The following is an 18635-nucleotide window of genomic DNA, read 5'->3' on the forward strand; positions in this document are numbered from 1 at the left end:
TACCGCGGAGAGTGTGACGCGGTCGGTACCGGGGCCGCGCGCTGTGCCGGGCACCCGCGCACTGTCGAGGACCTGCGATTATGGACCGGTGAGTGATGTTCAATCGCGCCGATCGCGGCCCGTCGTGGCGATGGTCGGCGGAGGTCAGCTGGCCCGCATGACCCATCAGGCCGCGATCGCGCTGGGCCAGTCGCTGCGGGTCCTGGCCGCCGCGCCCGACGAGCCCGCGCCGCAGGTGTGCGCCGATGTCGTGCTCGGCGACCACGACCGCATCGAGGACCTGCGCCGCGTCGCGACCGGGGCGCACGCCCTGACCTTCGACCACGAGGGCGTGCCCACCGAGCACCTGCTGCAGCTGCAGTCCGAGGGCGTGACGGTCAACCCGCCGCCGCAGGCGCTGCTGTACGCGCAGGACAAGCTCGCGATGCGGCACCGGCTGGCCGAGCTCGGCGCGCCCGTGCCGGGCTTCGCCGAGATCACCGCCGTCGCCGACGTCGAGGCCTTCTGGGAGCGGTTCGACGGTGCCGTCGTGCTCAAGGCCGTCCGCGGCGGCTACGACGGACGCGGCGTGTGGCTGCCGGACACCCTGTCCGAGGCGCTCGCGGTCGCGGAGGAGCAGCTCGCGGCCGGCGTCCAGCTCCTGGCGGAGCAGCGCGTCGAGCTGGCGCGCGAGCTGTCGGCGATGGTCGCGCGGTCGCCCTTCGGCCAGGGCGCCACCTGGCCCGTCGTGGAGACCGTGCAGCGCAACGGGCAGTGCGCGGTGGTGCTGGCACCCGCGCCGAACCTCTCCGACGAGGACGCGTCCTTCGCCGAATCGCTCGCGCTGCGGCTGGCGAACGCCTTGGGCGTGGTCGGCGTGATGGCGGTCGAGCTGTTCCAGACCCCGTCGGGCGAGATGCTGGTCAACGAGCTCGCGATGCGCCCCCACAACTCCGGGCACTGGTCGATGAACGGCTGCGTGACCAGCCAGTTCGAGCAGCACCTGCGGGCGGTGCTCGACTACCCGCTCGGCGACACCGCCGCGACCGCGCCGCTCACCGTCATGGCGAACGTGCTGGGCGCCCCGTCGGAGCCCGCGATGAGCGTCGACGAGCGCCTGCACCACCTCATGGCGCGGATGCCCGACGTGCACGTGCACATGTACGGCAAGGAGGGGCGGCCCGACCGCAAGATCGGGCACGTGAACCTCGTCGGCGCCCGCGACGGCGACCGGAACGACCCCGATCACGTGGCGGAGCTGCGGGAGCGGGCGGAACGCGCGGCGCACTGGATGGCGACCGCGGAGTGGACCGATGGATGGAGCGAGCATGGCTGACGGACCCCGCGTCGGATTGATCATGGGCAGCGACTCGGACTGGCCGACGATGGAGGCCGCCGCCGAGGCGCTCGCCGAATTCGGTATCCGGTTCGAGGTGGGCGTGGTCTCCGCGCACCGCACGCCGCAGCGGATGCTGGACTACGCGAGGGGCGCCGCGGACCGCGGCATCGAGGTGATCATCGCCGGCGCCGGCGGCGCCGCGCACCTGCCGGGCATGGTCGCCTCCGCGACTCCGCTGCCGGTGATCGGCGTGCCCGTGCCGCTCAAGCACCTCGACGGCATGGACTCGCTGCTCTCGATCGTCCAGATGCCCGCCGGCATCCCCGTGGCGACGGTGTCCGTGGGCGGCGCCCGCAACGCCGGGCTGCTGGCCGTGCGCATCCTCGGCGCCGCCGACCCCGCGCTGCGCTCGCGGATGGCCGCCTTCCAGGCCGACCTGGAGCAGATGGTGCTGGACAAGGACGAGGCGCTGCGGCGCAAGCTCCTCGAGGGCTGATCGGGGATAGTCTGATCCGCATGAGCGGACAGGTGCGGGTGCACAACTTCGCGATCTCGCTGGACGGCTTCGGTACGGGCGCCGATCAATCCACAGACGCTCCCTTCGGCCATGCCGGCGGATCGCTGATGTCGTGGTTCTTCGGGACGCGGCGGGGCGCCGCGATCCACGGGCTGACCAGTGCGGCCCGGGGCGTCGACGACGCCTTCTCCGAGGCCTGGGACGAGGGCGTCGGGGTGGAGATCATGGGGCGCGGCAAGTTCGCGCCGACGCCCGAGGTCCTCGCCGATGAGTCCTGGCGCGGCTGGTGGGGCGAGGAGACGCCCTTCACGACGCCGATCATCGTGCTGACCCATCACCCCCGGCCCGCGTTCACCACCGGCGACGGCGTGGAGTTCCGCTTCCTCGACGCCTCACCCGCCGAGGCCGTCGCGGCCGCCCGGGAGATCGCCGGGGACAAGGACATCCGCATCGGCGGCGGACCGTCGACGGTGCGCGAATTCCTCGCCGCCGACCTGATCGATCACCTGCACGTGGTCGAGGTGCCGATCGTTCTCGGCCGCGGCGAGCGGCTGTGGGACGGGCTGGAGGGCCTGCAGGAGCGGTTCGCGATCGAATCCACCGCCAGCCCCAGCGGCGTCGTGCACCGCGTCCTCACCCGTCTGCCGCGCTGATCGCCGGGCGGTCGTCGGCGCCGATCGTCACCCGGAAGGGCGCGTGCTCGGTGAAGTGCGCCGGCATCAGGAGCAGGCCCTCGTCGGCGCACCGTCGGAGGAGTTCCTGGCGGGTGGCCCGCGCCGTGCGAGGCTCCGCGTCGCCGCCCTGGACGAGGTCCGGGTGTCGCAGTTGGATCGGGTGGTGGATCGCATCGCCCGCGATGATCGCGCCGGCGTCCGCGGATCTGATCTCGATCGCCAGGTGGCCGTCTGTGTGGCCGGGTGCGGCCAGCACGACGATCTCGGTGCCGTCGTGGGCGGCGATGACCTCGCCCTCGGTGACCGTGCGCCAGTGGCCGTCGCGCAGGACCGGGCCGACGCTGTCCGCGTAGGTGCGGGCGAGGTCGGCGAGGACTCCTGCATGACCGTCGCCCGCGGCGAGGGTGCGCAGCGCGTCCAGGTCCGTGTGCGCGAACAGGTAGGTGGCGTTCGGGAACGTCGGTCGCCACTGCCCGTCGACGAGGCGGGTGTTCCACCCGCAGTGGTCCGGGTGCAGGTGGGTGCTGATCACGAGGTCGACGTCGTCGGGCGCGACGCCGGTGCGGGCGAGGCGAGCGAGGAAATCGGTGTCGAACATGTGGTGTGCCAGCAGCACCGGGCGTTCCTTGGTGTTCCCGTTTCCCGTGTCCACGATGACGGTCGTGTCACCGAGCCGGATCACGTAGGTGTGGATCGCGAGTAGCAGGTCGCCGTTCTCCGGGTCGATGTATCCATCGCCGAGTTCCACTCCGGCGGCCTCGGCCGCGCCGTCCTCGATCGCGGGGAAGAGTTCGGCGGGCGGGAACGCCCACCGGTCCACCTCCGTCACCTGATCCACCCGTGCCGCGCCGATCGTCCTCGTGAAGGTCATGCTCCGATTCTCGTTCACATGTCGAAGGATCGCCCGTTGTCCCCGGGGACAAGCACCCCGTCGAATATTGGTTACGTGCGACTAACTGACCCTGGAGGGGGCATGGATACAATCAGCGCGGACCAAACACGTAGACGCTGATGGAGGCCCCTATGGCTGGCAACCCCGACTTCGACCTGTTCCAGCTCCCCGAGGAGCACGAGGAACTGCGCGCCGCCATCCGGGCGCTCGCCGAGCGCGACATCGCGCCGCACGCCAAGGACGTCGACGAGAAGGAGCGGTTCCCGCAGGAGGCGCTCGACGCGCTGGTCGCCAGCGGCTTCAACGCCATCCACGTGCCCGAGGAGTACGAGGGCCAGGGCGCCGACTCCGTCGCCACCTGCATCGTCATCGAAGAGGTCGCCCGCGTCTGCGGCAGCTCCTCGCTGATCCCCGCCGTGAACAAGCTCGGCACCATGGGCCTGATCCTCAACGGCTCCGAGGAGCTCAAGCAGCACGTGCTGCCCTCGCTCGCCAACGGCGAGGCCATGGCCTCCTACGCCCTGTCCGAGCGCGAGGCCGGCTCCGACGCCGCGTCGATGCGCACCCGCGCCCGCAAGGACGGCGACGACTGGGTCCTCAACGGCTCCAAGTGCTGGATCACCAACGGCGGCAAGTCCACCTGGTACACCGTCATGGCCGTCACCGACCCGGAGAAGGGCGCCAACGGCATCAGCTCCTTCATCGTGCACAAGGACGACCCCGGCTTCTCCGTGACCGGCTACGAGCACAAGCTCGGCATCAAGGGCAGCCCCACGGCCGAGCTGGCCTTCGAGGAGTGCCGCATCCCCGCGATGCGGATGATCGGCGAGGAGGGCACCGGCTTCAAGACCGCGCTGCAGACCCTCGACCACACCCGCCCCACCATCGGCGCGCAGGCCGTCGGCATCGCGCAGGGCGCGCTCGACGTCGCGATCGAGTACATCAAGGACCGCAAGCAGTTCGGCAAGTCCATCTCCGAGTTCCAGGGCGTGCAGTTCATGGTCGCCGACATGGCGATGCGCCTCGAGGCCGCGCGCCTGATGGTCTACACCGCCGCCGCCCGCGCCGAGCGCGGCGAGAAGAACCTCGGTTTCATCAGCTCCGCGTCGAAGTGCTTCGCCTCCGACGTCGCGATGGACGTGACCACCGACGCCGTGCAGCTGCTCGGCGGTGCCGGCTACACCCGCGACTTCCCGGTCGAGCGCATGATGCGCGACGCCAAGATCACCCAGATCTACGAGGGCACCAACCAGGTCCAGCGCCTCGTCATGTCGCGCCAGCTGCTGCGCTGACCGCCGGACGGGCCGGTACCGGCTCGCCCACGGTTCGATAACGATCCGCCCCTCCCGACCGATCCCCGCTTAGCCTGGATCGGACGAGAGGGGCGGACGTGCGTGCGAGGACTGTTCACCGGGCGCTCGCGGGGGCGGCCGTGCTCGCGGTGGGGGCAACGACGGCCGCGTGCGGCGCGAACGGGCCGGTCACGGCACCGTCGGGCGTCACCCGCCCCGCGGTGACGACGGCGGCCGGCACGGCACCGTCGAGCGCTCCGGGGATGCCGAGCGCGCCCCGGACCGCGAGCGCCTCCGCGACACCCGGCACGACGATGCTCAGGGACCTGCGGACCGGCCCGCGGGACGGCGCCGACCGCGTCGTGCTGGAGTTCACCGGCGCGGCTCCGCCCTACCGGGTCACGCGGGAGGCCGGGCCGGTCACCGACTGCGGCTCGGGCGCGGTGCTCGGCGGCCCGGGGGAGTACCTCGTGGTGCACGCCGAGCCCGTCGCGGCGTTCGACGACGCCGGGACCGCGGCCTACCGCGGCGAGCGGACCGTCGGCGGGCCGGGCCGAGCGGTCTCCCGCGCGATCATCACCTGCTCCTTCGAGGGGCAGCTGCAGGTGGCGCTGAAGCTCACCGGCAACGCGCAGCGCTACGCGGACTCGACGCTGACGGGGCCGGGGCGCATCGTCGTCGACGTGCAGCAGTAGCGGCTCAGGCGACCCGCGCGGTGGCCTTCTCCGTGGCGAACTTGTCCATCAGCTTCGCCGGGTCCGGGTTGGACACGTGGATGACGGAGGCCGGGGCCGCGAGGGGCGCGAGCAGGCCGTCGTACAGGTCGTCGACGGTGCGCCACTCCCGCGTGGAGAGCACCCGGTCGCCCGCGGCGTAGCCGGCGGACGCCGCGAGGGCCGTCGAGCGGGCCAGCACGATCTCGGCCGTGTCACCGGCGAGGACGGGCGCGTCCTGGCCCGCGCCGCCCGGGGTGAAGGCGTCGGGGTGCACGCGCACCTCGGTGGTGTAGTCGTCGATGCCGGGCACGAGATCGGGCACGGCCATCCCGAAGGCGTCCAGGCCCACGGCGAGCAGTTCGTCGGCTCCCAGATCGGTGGCCTCGTCGAGGCGGTCCGGGGCCGCGAAGGTCACGTCGCCGGGCTCGCCGAAACGCACCTCGCAGCCGGCCCACCACGCGCCGAAGAGGATCCCCGCGGTCTGCCAGTGCGCGGGCAGCAGCACCCCGACGGGGTCGCCCGGGCCGAGCCCGTACTGATCGCGCAGCAGGTTCCCGCATTTGGCCGCCCAGTTGCCCAGCGTGATCGCCGACAGACCCATCCGGGCGCCGGTGGCATCGTCGTACCAGGTGAAGCGGGGCGCCGCGCCGTCGGCCTGCACGATGGGCACGAGCAGCCGGTCGGTCACCGTCAGTCCACGCACGGCACGCCCCCGTCCTGCTGGGCGGTGAAGCCGGGGCGGTTGAGCAGGGAGCTGATCCGCGCCGCCTCGCTGGGGTCGAGGGCCTCCGTCATCCCCGGCGGGACCGACGTGGTCGTCGCCGCGGAGTCGGAACCGGAGCCGGAGTCGCTCGACGAACCCGGGCCGCTGTAGCCGTCCTGGATCAGGACCTTGACGTGCCCGGACTGCACCGTGCCGCTCGCCACCACCGGCAGGCCGCCGAGCAACGCCGCCACGGCCTTGGCGCCCTGATCGTTCGCCGAACTCGCCAGCACCGCGCTCCTGGAGCTCGACGAGGACTCGGACGACGAGGCGTTGCCCGTGGAGCCCTGGGCGAAGCCCTTGCCGCCGAGGAAGGTCGAGACGTTGCTCGCGAGGCCCGACGTGGTCCCGCCGTTCACCACGTCCACGGTGTAGGAGCCGCGGTTGACCGACGGCACCGCCGGCGACGAGCTGGACGTGGCCTTCGGCTTCGTCATCCCCGGCTTGTCGCCGAGGAGTCCGGCGACGTACGCCTGCACCTGCTTCGGGTCGACGACCACGACGGACTGCTGGCCGTCGTCGCTCCAGCCGTCGTCGCGGACCACCGGCACCGTCGAGAACTGCACGTTGCCCGCCGACAGGTTCGCGAGCTCTTTCGCGAAGCCCATCACGTCCCACTGCTGATCGAGCGTCACCGACGTGGACAGCGCGTCCTGCAGCTGGCTGAGCTTGCCGGGGCTGGTCAGGGTGCCGGTGGAAAGGATCTTGCTGGCCAGCGACGCCATGAAGACCTGCTGGCGGGTGACGCGGTCGAGGTCGCCGCGGGGCAGGCCGTGCCGCTGCCGCACGAAGCTCAGCGCCTGCGGGCCCTTGAGCGTCTGCTTCCCGGCCTTGAAACGGGCGCCCGAGTACGGATCGTTCACCGGCTTCTTCAGGCAGACGTCGACGCCGCCCACCGCGTTGGTCAGGCGGGAGAAGCCGACGAGGCCGATCTCCGCGTACCGGTCGACCGAGACCCCGGTGAGGTTCGCGACCGTCTCGATGAGTGCCTTGCGGCCCTCCTCGTTGCCCTTCTGCACGGCGGTCTTCTCGTCGTCGCCGTTCGCCATCGCCTTGTCGCGGGTCACGTTGGCCGCACCGGCGAAGGCCGAATTGATCTTGCCCTTGCCCTGGTCCGGGATCGCGACGTAGGCGTCGCGGGGGATCGAGATCGCGGTGGCCGACTTCCCGTCGTTGGGGATGCGGATGAGGATGATGGTGTCGGTGTTGAGGGTGCCGTCGTCGACGCCCGCGTTGAGCCGCGCCAGCTCCTGCTTGGTCAGCGGGTTGCCCTTGGCGTCGGTGCGGGAGTCGGTGCCCACCAGCAGGATGTCCGTGGCGCCGTCGGGCTTGGCCGCGATGCTCGGGCCGCGCACGATGTCGCCGGCGAAGCGGGACCACCAGAACCAGGCGACGCCGGTCACCACGAGCACGATGGCCGTGATCAGCGCGACGAGCACCTTGCCGCTGCGCTGCAGCCGTTCGCGGGTGTCGACGGAGAGGTCGCCCGCGCGGGGTACGGGCCGGGCGCGCGGGCCCTGCGCGCCGTCGCCCTGGTTCTCGGCGCGCACGCTCCTGCGCCGCGCTCCCGCGCGCTCGCCGTCGGCCTGCGCACCGGTGCGTTCGGCGGCCGCACGCGCGGCGTCGGCGCCCCGGGAATGGCGCGCGCCGCGTCGACTCGGGCTGTCGGACACCCACCACTCCTCGTCGTCCGGGACCGGGCCATCTGCTCCGGCCCGCTTGATCACATCTCCATAACGGTACCGACTCGCGATGTGAACGCTCCGCAGACGCGGCCGTCACGTACCGTTCGCGGTGTGGAACTGGTGGTCACCGGCGCGGCCGGACAAGTGGGGTCGGCGCTGGTCGCGGCCGCCGCGTCGCGCGGAATCGCGACCCGTGGACTGCGGCACGCAGACCTCGATGTGACTTCGCCACAGTCCGTCGCCGGGCTCGCGATCGGGCCGTCGACGGTGCTCGTCAACTGCGCCGCGCACACCGCTGTCGACGCCGCCGAGTCCGAGCCGGGCGCCGCTGTGGCCCTCAACGCCGTCGCGCCCGGCCTGCTCGCCGAACGCTGCGCCGCCACCGGGGCGCGGCTGGTGCAGCTCTCCACGGACTACGTCTTCGGGACGCCGGCGGGCCGGCCATCGACGGAGACGGGGCCGCCGCGGCCCTGGGAGCCGGGCGACCCGACGGCACCGTCGAGCGTCTACGGGCTCACCAAGCTCGACGGGGAGCGCAACGCGGCCGCCGCGGACCCGCGCACCGTCGTGGTGCGGACCGCGTGGGTCTACACGGGACGCTCGGCCGGCCCCGACGGGCACGCCGCCTGGGCGCGGGACTTCGTCGGGACGATGGGGCGGCTCGCCGACGAGGGCGTCGACCCGAAGGTCGTCGACGATCAGACCGGCTCGCCCACCTACGCGCCCGACCTGGCGGACGGCCTGCTCGACCTCGCGGTGCTCCTCGGGCGGGAGCCCGGGCGGCCCGGCGGCGTGCTGCACGCGGCCGGCGGCGGCTCGGCGACGTGGTTCGACGTGGCCCGCGCCGTCTTCGAGCGGGCCGGGGCCGACCCCGCGCGCGTCGCGCCGTGCACGACCGCCGAGTTCCCGCGGCCCGCGCCGCGCCCCGCGTACTCGGTGCTCTCGCCCGCCGCGTGGGCCGCGTGCGGCCTGCCGCCGTTGCCGCACTGGCGCGACGCACTGGACCGGGCGCTGACCGCACCCCCGGACCGCGCCCGGTAACCTGACCGCGTGCCCGGAACCGACACCTCGACCCCCGCGATCGCCGTGGTCACCGTCACCTATTCGCCGGGCGAGCACCTCGAGAACTTTCTGACCAGCATCGACGGCGCCTTCTCCGGTGCCGCGCCGCGGGTGCTCATGGCCGACAACGGATCGGTCGACGGTTCCCCCGAGGCCGCCGAGGCGGCGCATCCGGAGGCCGAGCTGCTCCGTACCGGCGCCAACCTCGGCTACGGCGGCGCGATCAACTACGCCGCCGCGCGCCTCGACCTCGCCGCGCTCGACTTCCTGTTGATCAGCAATCCCGACGTGGTCTTCGGGCCGGGCTCGATCGACGCCCTCATCGCGGCCGCCGGGCGGCATCCCGAGGCCGGCTCGCTCGGCCCGCTGATCCGCGACCCCGACGGCACCGTCTACCCGTCGGCGCGCAACGTCCCCAGCATCCGCTCCGGGATCGGGCACGCGCTGCTCGGCACCATCTGGAAGTCGAACCCGTGGACGCGGGCCTACCAGCAGTCGCAGGCCGAGGTCGCCGAGCGGGCCGCCGGCTGGCTGAGCGGCTCCTGCCTGCTCGTGCGGCCCGAGGCCTTCGCCGCGATCGGCGGCTTCGACGACCGCTACTTCATGTACATGGAGGACGTCGACTTCGGCGACCGGCTCACCCGCGCCGGCTGGAGCAACGTCTACGTCCCGACGGCGGAGATCGTGCACGCCAAGGGGCACGCGGCGGGGAAGGTGCCGGAGCTCATGCTGCCCGCGCACCACGCGTCCGCGTACCGGTTCTTCGCCGACCGGCACCCCGGTCCGGCGGCCGCGCCCCTGCGCGCGGCGATGAAGGTGGGGCTGGCCGTGCGTTCGCGGGTCAGTGTTCTCGCGGCGACGCGGAAACGAAAAGGGGAGAAATGACCTCGGTGGATCAGGACGCCGGTGTGGACCTCAGTGATGTGGAGGCCGTGATCCTGGTGGGCGGCAAGGGCACGCGCCTGCGGCCGCTCACCCTGTCGGCGCCCAAGCCGATGCTGCCCACGGCGGGCAAGCCCTTCCTCACCCACCTGCTCTCGCGGATCCGGGACGCCGGCATCCGCCGCGTGGTGCTCGGCACCTCGTTCAAGGCGGAGGTCTTCGAGGAGTACTTCGGCGACGGCTCCGAGCTGGGGCTCGAGCTGTCCTACGTGGTGGAGACCGAGCCGCTGGGCACCGGCGGCGGCATCCGCAACGTGCTGCCCGCGCTCACCGCCGACACCGTCCTCGTCTTCAACGGCGACGTTCTCGGCGGCTCCGACATCCGCGCCGTCGTGAACACCCACCGGGAGAAGGACGCGGACGTCACGATGCACCTCGTGCGCGTCCCCGACCCCCGCGCCTTCGGCTGCGTGCCGACCGACGCCTCGGGACGGGTCACGGCGTTCCTCGAGAAGACACAGGATCCGCCGACCGACCAGATCAACGCCGGCTGCTACGTCTTCCGGCGCTCGGTGATCGAGGAGATCCCCGCGGGCCGGCCGGTCTCGGTCGAGCGCGAGGTCTTCCCGGCCCTGCTCAACGGCGGCAGCCGCCTGTACGGCCACGTCGACTACGGCTACTGGCGCGACATGGGCACGCCCGAGGACTTCGTCGCCGGCAGCTCCGACCTCGTGCGCGGCATCGCCCCGTCGGCCGCCCTCGACGGTGGGCGCGGCGAGTGCCTGATCCACCCCGGCGCCTCCGTGGCGCCGGGCGCGCTGGTGATCGGCGGGTCCGTCGTCGGACGCGGCGCGGAGATCGGCGCCGGCGCCCGGCTCGACGGCGCCGTCGTCTTCGACGGCGTGCGGATCGAGGCCGGCGCGATCGTCGAGCGGTCGATCATCGGCTTCGGCGCGCACATCGGGCCGCGGGCCCGCATCCGCGAGGCCGTCATCGGCGACGGTGCCTCCGTCGGCGCGCGGTGCGAGCTGCTGCACGGCGCGCGCGTGTGGCCCGGTGTGGAGCTGCCCGACGGCGGCGTGCGGTTCTCGACGGACGTCTAGGAGGCTGACGTGAGTGAGTTCCTGCGGTACGTGGCGATCGGGGATTCGTTCACCGAGGGCGTCGGCGACCCCGATCCGACGGGGACGCACGAGTACCGGGGCTGGTCCGACCGGGTGGCCGAGGTAATGGCCGCGCGCTCACCGGAGTTCGGCTACGCGAACCTCGCGATCCGCGGCAAGAAGATGGACCAGATCGTCGCCGAGCAGGTGGAGCCCTGCCTCGCCCTGGCGCCCGATCTGGTGACCGTGTACGCGGGCGCCAACGACCTGATCCGGCCGTCGGTCGACGTGGACGCCGTGGTCGCGGCCTACGACGCGATGCTGGAGCGGCTGGTGGCCTCCGGGGCGACGGTGGTGGTGTGGACCGCCGCGGACACCCACGGCAGCGGGATCTTCGGCGCGCTCCGCGGCCGCTTCGCCGTCTACAACGAGCTCGTCCGGGAGATCGCTTCCGACCGGGGGCTCGTGCTGCTCGACTACTGGCGGATGAAGGAGTACCGCGACCTGCGGATGTGGGAGTTCGACCGGATCCACATGTCGGAGCCCGGTCACCTGCGGATGGCGATCGAGGTGCTCGACGTCCTGGGCGTGCCGCATGCGCTGCAGGTCCCCGACCTGGGGCCCGCGCCCGAGATCTCGGCGGCGGAGGATCGCGAGATCAAGCGGAGGTGGCGGCGCGAGTTCGCCTACCCGTGGATCTCCCGCCGGGTGCGCGGCATCTCCACCGGCGACGGCCTGCCGCCGAAGTACCCGACGCTGCTGCGGCCCGTCGGGGTGGACGCCGGCGAGCCCGCGTAGCTGCGCTCGCTCGGCGGCCGGTGCGTGGCCGGCCGCGAGCATTCACAGCGGTTTCGGGGGGCGAATCGCAGGTCGGAGCCACCGAAACCGCTGTGCAACGAGATGGCTGCGGCGCTCGACGCCCCCGGATCGTGACTGCGGCGCACCGTCGGGCGTGCGGAGCGGATCAGTCCTCCGGGACGAAGGCCTTGGCCGCGGCGACGAGGCCGCCGCCCAGCGGCAGGATCACGGGGAGCAGGTTCTCGTCCGCGGCGATGATGCGGGTGGCCTCGCGGGCGGCGAAGGCCTCGTCGTCGTACGCCTCCGGATCGGGGATCCGGTAGCCGGCGTCGCCGAGATTCACCACCACGACCCCGCCCGGGCGCAGCAGGCGCACCGCGTCGATCACGTAGCGCGGGTGATCGACGGGCTCGCCGTCGATGAAGATGAGGTCGTAGGCGGAATCGGCGAGCCGGGGGAGCACGTCGAGGGCGTGCCCGTTGATGAGGCGCGTGCGGTTGGTCGCGACGCCGGCCTGCTGGAAGCCGATCTTCGCCGCGGCCTGGAACTCCTGTTCCGAGTCGATGGTGGTGAGTACGGAATCGGGGCGCATGCCCGAGAGCAGCCACAGCCCGCTGATCCCCGCGCCGGTCCCCACCTCGACCACCGACTTCGCGCCGCCCGCCGCGGCGAACACCGACAGCAGGGCGCCCACGGACGGGGAGACGGCGTCGACGCCCAGGTCGGCGGCGCGCTCGCGGGCCGAGGACATCGCCTCGTCCTCGACGATGGCGGTCTCGGCGTACGTGACGAGGGCGGATGCGGCGGAGTCAGACACGCCGCAATCGTAGCCCGTCGCCCATCGGTCACCCGCTCGTGACGCGATCGTTAGCAATCGCGATGCATGCACAGGCAACACTCAGGGAGGAATCAGCGCTCCCACACCGCGGCAGGGAAAGGTATCGCACAGTGAAGAACGCCCGGCCTGGAATTGCCGATCGTGGGAACAAATCGATCGCCCCGGGAGTTCTGGACAAGTAAGAGCGCCCCGCCGCCCGGCGGTGGCACGAGGAGGAGCGCATGGCCCTGGCCCGCAAGGCCGGACCCCGGCAGGAGCCGCAGCCCGAGGCTGCGTACGCGACGTTCGACGACGAGCGTGCTGCCGAACCCGCAGGTACCGCTGCGTTCGACGCGTCGGGTGACCGCGCCGACATGCCCTCGTGGGACGAGCTCGTCCGCGAGCACGCCGACCGCGTCTACCGCCTCGCCTACCGGCTCTCCGGTAACGCGCAGGACGCCGAGGACCTCACGCAGGAGACCTTCATCCGCGTCTTCCGCAGTCTGCAGAACTACGAGCCCGGCACGTTCGAGGGCTGGCTGCACCGCATCACGACGAACCTGTTCCTCGACATGGTCCGCCGCCGCAATCGCATCCGCATGGAGGCGCTGCCGGAGGACTACGAGCGCGTACCGTCGAGCGACCCGGACCCCGGCCAGATCTACGCGGACGCGAACCTCGGCCCGCAGCTGCAGACCGCGCTGGACGCCCTGGCGCCGGAGTTCCGCGCCGCCGTCGTCCTGGCCGACATCGAGGGGCTCTCGTACGAGGAGGTGGCCGCCACCCTGGGCGTGAAGCTCGGCACCGTCCGTTCCCGCATCCACCGCGGCCGCAAGTCCATCCGCGAGGCCCTGGCGAATCAGGGGCTGACCAGCAGCGCCGCGCTCGCCTACTGAGCGCGGTCCCGGCACCGTCGGGAACTCCACGGCGACGCGAGCCGTTGAACCCTGGAGTGCGGGTACTGTGGCGGTAGATCCGCAGGACGCCCATCGGACCGAGGAGAGGAGGGAAGCGCCGTGGAGCACCTCAGTGGCAGTTTGAAGCGCGCTTTCTCACGTCGGCCGGGCGAGTTCTCGTCCACCGAGCACCTCGCCTACGAGGCGGTCGTCGCCTTCGTCGACGGCGAGTTGCGGATGAACGCGCACCTGCGCGCCGGCACCCACATCTCGGAGTGCGCCGTGTGCGCCGCGGAGGTCGACGCGCAGCGCCAGGTCCGCACCGCGCTGCGCGAGTCGGGCGAGATCACCGTGCCGCACCACCTGCTCGGCCAGCTCTCGCAGATCCCGAGCGCGTGCCACGGGCCGCAGCCCTTCGAGGGCTTCCCGACGTTCTCCCCGGAATCCTCGCGACGCGACGAGCGCAACAAGCGCGGCCGGCGGCGGAACGCTCGGTAGATTCGACCCCGTGACCTCCGATCCCGACGCCCGGCGTCCGCGCCTGGAGCCGCGCCCCACGCACCGTCCGACCGTGTCCGAGGGCGAGCAGGTCGTCTTCGGCAGGCCGGACGGGGTCGACGGTGCCTTCGCGCCCGAATCCGTCCGCAGCGCCACCGCGCGCGGACCGCAGCCGCAGGCCGCGGCGCCCGATCCGGTGCTCACCGAGGCCTTCTCCCGGCCGCCGGGTGCCACCGAGGCGCTGCAGCGCGACCCCTACGCGGGGCCGCTCGCGCCCGAACCGGAACCCGCGCCCGAGGACCCGTGGCGCGACACCGAATCGCTGGCCGGCCTGGGCGAGCCCGGTGTCGCGGCACCCCCGCGGGCCGTACCGCAGCCCGATACCGGTCGGCTCGGCGTCCGCGACGTGCTGTTCGGTCGCCGCGTCTCCGTGCGCGCGCTCGCGATCCTGGGTGTGCTCGCGCTGGTCATCGGCCTGCTCGGCGGCGCCATCGGACGCATCACCGGCACCACGATCGAGAAGCTCACCGACTCGCGGGTCAGCCTGCCCGCGGCCGATGGCACGCCCGCGGAGGCGGGCGCCGTCGCCTCGATGGTCGGCAAGGTCGGGGCGAGCGTCGTCACCATCGAGGTGCGCACCAAGACCTCCGGCGAGACCGGCTCCGGCTCCGTGATCGACGCCGAGCGCGGCTACATCATGACCAACAACCACGTCGTCGAGACCGCGTCCACGAACAAGGACGCCAAGATCGAGGTCGTCTTCTTCAACGGCACCCGGACCCCGGCGCAACTCGTCGGGACGGACCCGTACACCGACGTCGCCGTCGTGAAGGTCTCGGTCGACGGGCTGCAGCAGATCGCCCGCGGCGACTCCAGCGCGCTCGTCGCCGGACAGCAGGTCGTCGCGATCGGCTCCCCGCTGGGCCTGCGGCGCACCGTCACCTCCGGAGTCGTGTCCGCGACGCACCGTCCGGTCCAGGGGCCCGCGAACGGACCGAACCCGCCCGCGACCTTCGACTCGGTCCAGACCGACGCCGCGATCAATCCCGGCAACTCCGGCGGCCCGCTCCTGGACCTGCAGGGCCGGCAGATCGGGATCAACACCCTCGGGCTCTCGCCCGGCGGCGTCGGCTCGATCGGCCTCAACTTCGCCATCGCCTCCGACGTGGCGTGGCCCATCGCCGAGTCGATCATCCGCGGCCAGAAGGTGGTCCACGCGGACCTCGGCATCAACGGCCGCGAGGTGAGCAACGAGACCGCGTCGGGCGTGCGCGTCGAGAACGTGAAGAAGGGCGGCGCCGCCGAGAAGGCGGGCATCCGCGAGGGCGACGTCATCACCAAGGTCGGCGACACCGAGGTCGCCGAGGCGGCCGACGTCATCGTCGCGATCCGCGCCACCGGTGTGGGCAAGGAGACGACGGTGACCGTCGCGCGGGACGGTAGGCAGGTCCCGATCACGGTGACGCCCGAGCCGCTGAGCTGAGTCGCCGCGGCGTGCGCCCGGTGCTGAGCTTCCCGTAGCATGGCGGGGTGTTCTCGAATCTCGGCATGGGGGAGATCCTCATGCTGGTCGTCGTGGGTCTGGTGATCCTGGGGCCGGAGCGACTGCCCGGCGCGGTCAACTGGTTCTTCACGGCGCTGCGGCAGGTGCGCGACTACGCCACCGGCGCGACACAGCAGCTCAAGGACGACATGGGCGGCGACTTCGACGCCATCCGCGAGCCCCTGCAGCAGATCCAGAACCTGCGCGGAATGACGCCCACGGCCATCGTCACCAAGCACCTCCTCAACGGCGACGACACCGTGATCCGGGAGATGGGCGAGCAGGTCCGCTCCACCGCCGATGCGCTGAACCTGCGCAAGGCCGTGGAGTCCGCGGCCGGTCCGGCGGCCGCTCCCGCCGTCGGCGGTTCCGCCACGGGGATGCCCGCGTCGCCGGAGCTCAGCCTCGAGAAGCCGCCCACGATGCCGCGGATGCACAAGCCGCTGCCCCCCGAGGAGCGCGCACCGTTCGACCCCGACGCCACCTAGCGTCCGGCTTTCACTCAGCGCCCTCGGACACGCTGCCGGAATCCGGCAACGCTGCTAGTAGTCGGCAGCGTTGACGGCTATCGGCAGCGGATCGCCTGTGGACGGCGCCGATCCTGTGGATAACTCGGTCTTCGCCACTCTCCTGACGGCGCCGGGGCGGTTCAATGATTCGTATGGGGGAGATCTGGACGCGGAGACAGCTCGCGGCGATGGGGTGGAGCGACGCACGGATCCGGCGCGCTACCGGAACCGAGATCCAGCGCCTCGCGCACGGCGTCTACGCCACCGGCGACGACGATGCACCCGCGTGGGCGAAGGACCGTGATCGAGTCCGTGCCGCTGCGCTCACCTGCGACGGCGTTGTCAGCCACGAGAGCGCGGCGGCGCTCCACGGCATCCCGTTCTTCCGGCCGGAACGTCGGTACGTCCACTTCACGATCGACCGCACGGGCGGCGGCTACAAACGCCGCACGCTGCACGTGCACGCGAGGCCGTTGCCGAACGACCACATCGTGATCCTCGACGGGCTGCGCGTGACGTCGCGGTGCCGCACTGCGGTGGATACCGCCATGACGGGTGGTCTGGACCGCGCCGTGTGCGCCTTCGACGCCGTACGCCTTGTGCCGAGATTCCCGAGCCCGGACGATCCCGCACCGATTTCCATCGCCGAGCTGGAGGAGTGCATCGCCGAGCTCGGGCGCAGCCGGGGAGTCGCCGTCGCCCGACGGGCCCTGACCCTCTCCGTCGACTGCAGTGAGTCCGCCGGCGAATCGCTCTCACGCATGCAGATGCTCGCCGGCGGCCTGCCGATGCCTCGACTGCAGGTGCCGAGGCTCCTCGACGATGAGCTCTTCTACGCGGACTTCGACTGGGGAACGATGACGGGGGAGTTCGACGGCCGCGGCAAGTACGGTGTCGAACCGGAGGAAGTGGATGCCGCGCTCGCCGAGGAGAAACGGCGCCATGAACGGTTCGCTGCAGCCGGGATCGAGGTGGTCCGCTGGCGATGGCGCGTCCTCACGGCGAACGGCGGCCTGCGGCGGTTGCTGCTCCCGGCGATGGTGCGCAACGGCGTTGTCGCGGCTGCCGCATGACGTGGATCCGCACGTGGTTCGACATCGGAACACGCTGCCGGAATCCGTCAACGCTGCCAGTAGTCGGCAGCGTTGACGGCTATCGGCAGCGGATCGCCGTCGGTCACCGCGTCACGAGCGAGGCGGCGGACCGTCGGGTCAGAGGTGGCGGGTGGTGTCGATCCCGAGCGACATGCCGGCCAGGCCGCGCTTGCGGATGGCGAGCTTGTCGGCGATGGCGCGCAGCGCGGAGCCGGTGGGGGAGTCCGGCGCCGAGAGCACGACGGGCGTCCCGCCGTCGCCGGCCTCACGCAGCTGCGGGTCCAGCGGGATCTGCCCGAGCAGGGGCACGTCGGCACCCACGGCGCGGGTGAGCCGCGCGGCGACCTGCTCGCCGCCGCCCGCACCGAAGACGTCCAGGACGGTCCCGTCGGGCAGCGTCAGCCCCGACATGTTCTCGATGACGCCGGCCACGCGCTGGCGGGTCTGCAGCGCGATCGCGCCGGCCCGCTCCGCGACCTCGGCGGCCGCGGTCTGCGGGGTGGTGACCACGAGGATCTCCGCGCCCGGGATGAGCTGCGCGATCGAGATCGCGACGTCGCCGGTGCCGGGCGGCAGGTCCAGGAGCAGCACGTCGAGGTCGCCCCAGAAGACGTCGGCGAGGAACTGCTGCAGCGCGCGGTGCAGCATCGGGCCGCGCCACACCACCGGCGTGTTGCCCGTGGTGAACATCGCCACCGAGATCACCTTCACGCCGTGCGCCTGCGGCGGCATGATCATCGAGTCGACCTGGGTGGGCCGCGCGTCGGTGCCCATCATGCGCGGCACGGAGTGGCCGTAGATGTCGGCGTCGAGCACGCCCACCGACAGCCCGCGCGCCGCCAGGGACGCGGCGAGGTTCACGGTCACGGAGCTCTTGCCCACGCCGCCCTTGCCCGACGCGACCGCGTACACGCGGGTCAGCGAGCCGGGCTGGGCGAACGGGATCACGGGCTCGGCCTTGTCGCCGCGCACCGTCCTGCGCAGCTCGGCGCGCTGCTCGTCGTTCATCACGTCCAGCTCCACGCGCACCTCGCCGGTGCCGGGCACGTCGGCCACGGCGGTCCGCACGCGGTCGACGATCTGCGTGCGCATCGGGCACGCGGAGGTGGTGAGGTACACCTCGACGTCGATCGACGAATCGGCCTGCACCGCGACCGACTTCACCATCCCCAGATCGGTGATCGGCTTGCCGATCTCGGGGTCGTTCACGGTGGCCAGGGCCGACCGGATCGCGTCTTCCGTAACCGCACTCATAACGCCCCCATCGTATCCGCTGGCCCCGGTGGCAGGCGTCGACGGGGGAGGCCGCCCTACCGCGGCGGACGCGGCACCGTCGGCGTCGAGGAGGGGACGGGCCCGCCGGACGGGACGGGACGTGCCGAGGGCGGCGCGGGACGGGCAGTGGCGGGCGGAACCGCACGGCTGGTCGACGGTCCGCTCGGGGGGATCGCCAGCGCCCCGCCGGGACCGGGCGCAGCGGCGGGAACGGACGGGCCGGTCGGCATCGGGCGCGGCGGGCCCGACGGTGCGGCGGGTGCGCTGGGCCCGCTGGGCGGCGTCGCGCAGTCGAGCACGG

General features: G+C 72.4%; 19 protein-coding genes. 14 read left to right on the forward strand and 5 right to left on the reverse strand.

The features are described from left to right. Nucleotides 1-130: 130 nt before the first annotated feature. The 3 genes from FK530_RS20915 to FK530_RS20925 are packed head-to-tail and all read left to right on the forward strand — an operon-like array spanning nucleotide 131 to nucleotide 2488. Nucleotides 131-1315 carry a 5-(carboxyamino)imidazole ribonucleotide synthase gene (locus tag FK530_RS20915; RefSeq protein WP_223120735.1) on the forward strand — a complete coding sequence of 395 codons (1185 nt, stop codon included), beginning with the start codon at nucleotides 131-133 and terminating at the stop codon, nucleotides 1313-1315. After that, nucleotides 1308-1814: a 5-(carboxyamino)imidazole ribonucleotide mutase gene (gene purE / locus FK530_RS20920; protein WP_191834295.1), complete on the forward strand. Its 507-nt coding sequence runs from the start codon at nucleotides 1308-1310 to the stop codon at nucleotides 1812-1814. The genes FK530_RS20915 and purE overlap by 8 nt, the downstream gene beginning before the upstream one ends. 20 nt (nucleotides 1815-1834) lie before the next feature. Continuing rightward, nucleotides 1835-2488 carry a dihydrofolate reductase family protein gene (locus tag FK530_RS20925; RefSeq protein ID WP_146488903.1) on the forward strand — a complete coding sequence of 218 codons (654 nt, stop codon included), beginning with the start codon at nucleotides 1835-1837 and terminating at the stop codon, nucleotides 2486-2488. Here the strand turns inward: FK530_RS20925 and FK530_RS20930 are convergent. After that, on the reverse strand, nucleotides 2469-3380 hold the full coding sequence (locus FK530_RS20930; RefSeq protein WP_146488904.1) for an MBL fold metallo-hydrolase: 912 nt from the start codon (nucleotides 3378-3380) through the stop codon (nucleotides 2469-2471). The genes FK530_RS20925 and FK530_RS20930 overlap by 20 nt on opposite strands. Nucleotides 3381-3532: 152 nt before the next feature. Between FK530_RS20930 and FK530_RS20935 the strand changes: the two genes are divergently transcribed. Together FK530_RS20935 and FK530_RS20940 are read left to right on the forward strand one after the other, a co-directional pair. Then, a complete protein-coding gene (locus FK530_RS20935) occupies nucleotides 3533-4693 on the forward strand; it encodes an acyl-CoA dehydrogenase (RefSeq protein ID WP_146488905.1) in 1161 nt (386 codons plus the stop codon). 98 nt (nucleotides 4694-4791) lie between these two features. Next, nucleotides 4792-5388 carry an AMIN-like domain-containing (lipo)protein gene (locus tag FK530_RS20940; RefSeq protein WP_146488906.1) on the forward strand — a complete coding sequence of 199 codons (597 nt, stop codon included), beginning with the start codon at nucleotides 4792-4794 and terminating at the stop codon, nucleotides 5386-5388. 4 nt (nucleotides 5389-5392) lie between these two features. Here the strand turns inward: FK530_RS20940 and FK530_RS20945 are convergent, their stop codons facing one another. Then, the gene (locus FK530_RS20945) at nucleotides 5393-6112 is read right to left on the reverse strand and encodes a TIGR03089 family protein (RefSeq protein ID WP_146488907.1); all 720 of its coding nucleotides are present in this window, start codon (nucleotides 6110-6112) and stop codon (nucleotides 5393-5395) included. Continuing rightward, entirely contained in the window at nucleotides 6100-7845 is a 1746-nt protein-coding gene (locus FK530_RS20950; protein ID WP_146488908.1) for an LCP family protein, read from the reverse strand. Before FK530_RS20950 ends, FK530_RS20945 begins: the two co-directional genes overlap by 13 nt. Nucleotides 7846-7968: 123 nt before the next feature. On the opposite strand from FK530_RS20950, the gene rfbD reads away from it, so the two are divergent. Genes rfbD through FK530_RS20970 form a run of 4 tightly spaced genes read left to right on the forward strand, consistent with a single transcriptional unit; the run spans nucleotide 7969 to nucleotide 11702 of the window. Then, on the forward strand, nucleotides 7969-8898 hold the full coding sequence (gene rfbD / locus FK530_RS20955) for a dTDP-4-dehydrorhamnose reductase (protein WP_231706741.1): 930 nt from the start codon (nucleotides 7969-7971) through the stop codon (nucleotides 8896-8898). Between the two features lie 9 nt (nucleotides 8899-8907). Beyond that, the gene (locus FK530_RS20960; protein WP_146488910.1) at nucleotides 8908-9804 is read left to right on the forward strand and encodes a glycosyltransferase; all 897 of its coding nucleotides are present in this window, start codon (nucleotides 8908-8910) and stop codon (nucleotides 9802-9804) included. Beyond that, nucleotides 9801-10904, forward strand: a complete 1104-nt coding sequence (gene manB, locus FK530_RS20965) for a mannose-1-phosphate guanylyltransferase (RefSeq protein WP_146488911.1) — start codon at nucleotides 9801-9803, stop codon at nucleotides 10902-10904. Before FK530_RS20960 ends, manB begins: the two co-directional genes overlap by 4 nt. Before the next feature lie 9 nt (nucleotides 10905-10913). Continuing rightward, entirely contained in the window at nucleotides 10914-11702 is a 789-nt protein-coding gene (locus FK530_RS20970) for an SGNH/GDSL hydrolase family protein (protein WP_146488912.1), read from the forward strand. A 166-nt stretch (nucleotides 11703-11868) separates the two neighbouring features. Here the strand turns inward: FK530_RS20970 and FK530_RS20975 are convergent, their stop codons facing one another. After that, complete coding sequence (locus FK530_RS20975) at nucleotides 11869-12519, reverse strand: O-methyltransferase (protein WP_146488913.1); 651 nt, start codon at nucleotides 12517-12519, stop codon at nucleotides 11869-11871. 242 nt (nucleotides 12520-12761) lie between these two features. Between FK530_RS20975 and sigE the strand changes: the two genes are divergently transcribed. From sigE to FK530_RS21000, 5 genes are all read left to right on the forward strand, one after another. Beyond that, on the forward strand, nucleotides 12762-13415 hold the full coding sequence (gene sigE / locus FK530_RS20980; RefSeq protein ID WP_146488914.1) for an RNA polymerase sigma factor SigE: 654 nt from the start codon (nucleotides 12762-12764) through the stop codon (nucleotides 13413-13415). A 120-nt stretch (nucleotides 13416-13535) separates the two neighbouring features. Continuing rightward, nucleotides 13536-13913 (forward strand): hypothetical protein, encoded by a 378-nt coding sequence (locus FK530_RS20985; RefSeq protein ID WP_191834292.1) that lies wholly within the window; start codon nucleotides 13536-13538, stop codon nucleotides 13911-13913. Nucleotides 13914-13923: 10 nt separating this feature from the next. Continuing rightward, nucleotides 13924-15396, forward strand: coding sequence for a S1C family serine protease (locus FK530_RS20990; protein ID WP_146488915.1), 1473 nt, complete (start codon nucleotides 13924-13926; stop codon nucleotides 15394-15396). Between the two features lie 47 nt (nucleotides 15397-15443). Beyond that, the gene (gene tatB, locus FK530_RS20995) at nucleotides 15444-15944 is read left to right on the forward strand and encodes a Sec-independent protein translocase protein TatB (protein ID WP_146488916.1); all 501 of its coding nucleotides are present in this window, start codon (nucleotides 15444-15446) and stop codon (nucleotides 15942-15944) included. Nucleotides 15945-16117: 173 nt separating this feature from the next. Then, nucleotides 16118-17038 carry a type IV toxin-antitoxin system AbiEi family antitoxin domain-containing protein gene (locus tag FK530_RS21000; protein WP_146488917.1) on the forward strand — a complete coding sequence of 307 codons (921 nt, stop codon included), beginning with the start codon at nucleotides 16118-16120 and terminating at the stop codon, nucleotides 17036-17038. A 138-nt stretch (nucleotides 17039-17176) separates the two neighbouring features. On the opposite strand, the gene FK530_RS21005 is transcribed toward FK530_RS21000, so the two are convergent. Further along, nucleotides 17177-18313, reverse strand: coding sequence for an Mrp/NBP35 family ATP-binding protein (locus tag FK530_RS21005; RefSeq protein ID WP_146488918.1), 1137 nt, complete (start codon nucleotides 18311-18313; stop codon nucleotides 17177-17179). Between the last annotated feature and the right edge of the window lie 322 nt (nucleotides 18314-18635).

It is taken from the genome of Tsukamurella conjunctivitidis (genome assembly GCF_007858475.1).
GTDB lineage: Bacteria > Actinomycetota > Actinomycetes > Mycobacteriales > Mycobacteriaceae > Tsukamurella > Tsukamurella conjunctivitidis.

What these genes read in the sequence shown, in the direction of transcription:
- FK530_RS20915 (WP_223120735.1), top strand. Translation starts at nt 131, where the DNA reads ATGGTCGGCGGAGGTCAGCTGGCCCGCATGACCCATCAGGCCGCGATC.
- purE (WP_191834295.1), top strand. Translation starts at nt 1,308, where the DNA reads ATGGCTGACGGACCCCGCGTCGGATTGATCATGGGCAGCGACTCGGAC.
- FK530_RS20925 (WP_146488903.1), top strand. Translation starts at nt 1,835, where the DNA reads ATGAGCGGACAGGTGCGGGTGCACAACTTCGCGATCTCGCTGGACGGC.
- FK530_RS20930 (WP_146488904.1), bottom strand. Translation starts at nt 3,380, where the DNA reads ATGACCTTCACGAGGACGATCGGCGCGGCACGGGTGGATCAGGTGACG.
- FK530_RS20935 (WP_146488905.1), top strand. Translation starts at nt 3,533, where the DNA reads ATGGCTGGCAACCCCGACTTCGACCTGTTCCAGCTCCCCGAGGAGCAC.
- manB (WP_146488911.1), top strand. Translation starts at nt 9,801, where the DNA reads ATGACCTCGGTGGATCAGGACGCCGGTGTGGACCTCAGTGATGTGGAG.
- sigE (WP_146488914.1), top strand. Translation starts at nt 12,762, where the DNA reads ATGGCCCTGGCCCGCAAGGCCGGACCCCGGCAGGAGCCGCAGCCCGAG.
- FK530_RS21000 (WP_146488917.1), top strand. Translation starts at nt 16,118, where the DNA reads ATGGGGGAGATCTGGACGCGGAGACAGCTCGCGGCGATGGGGTGGAGC.
- FK530_RS21005 (WP_146488918.1), bottom strand. Translation starts at nt 18,313, where the DNA reads ATGAGTGCGGTTACGGAAGACGCGATCCGGTCGGCCCTGGCCACCGTG.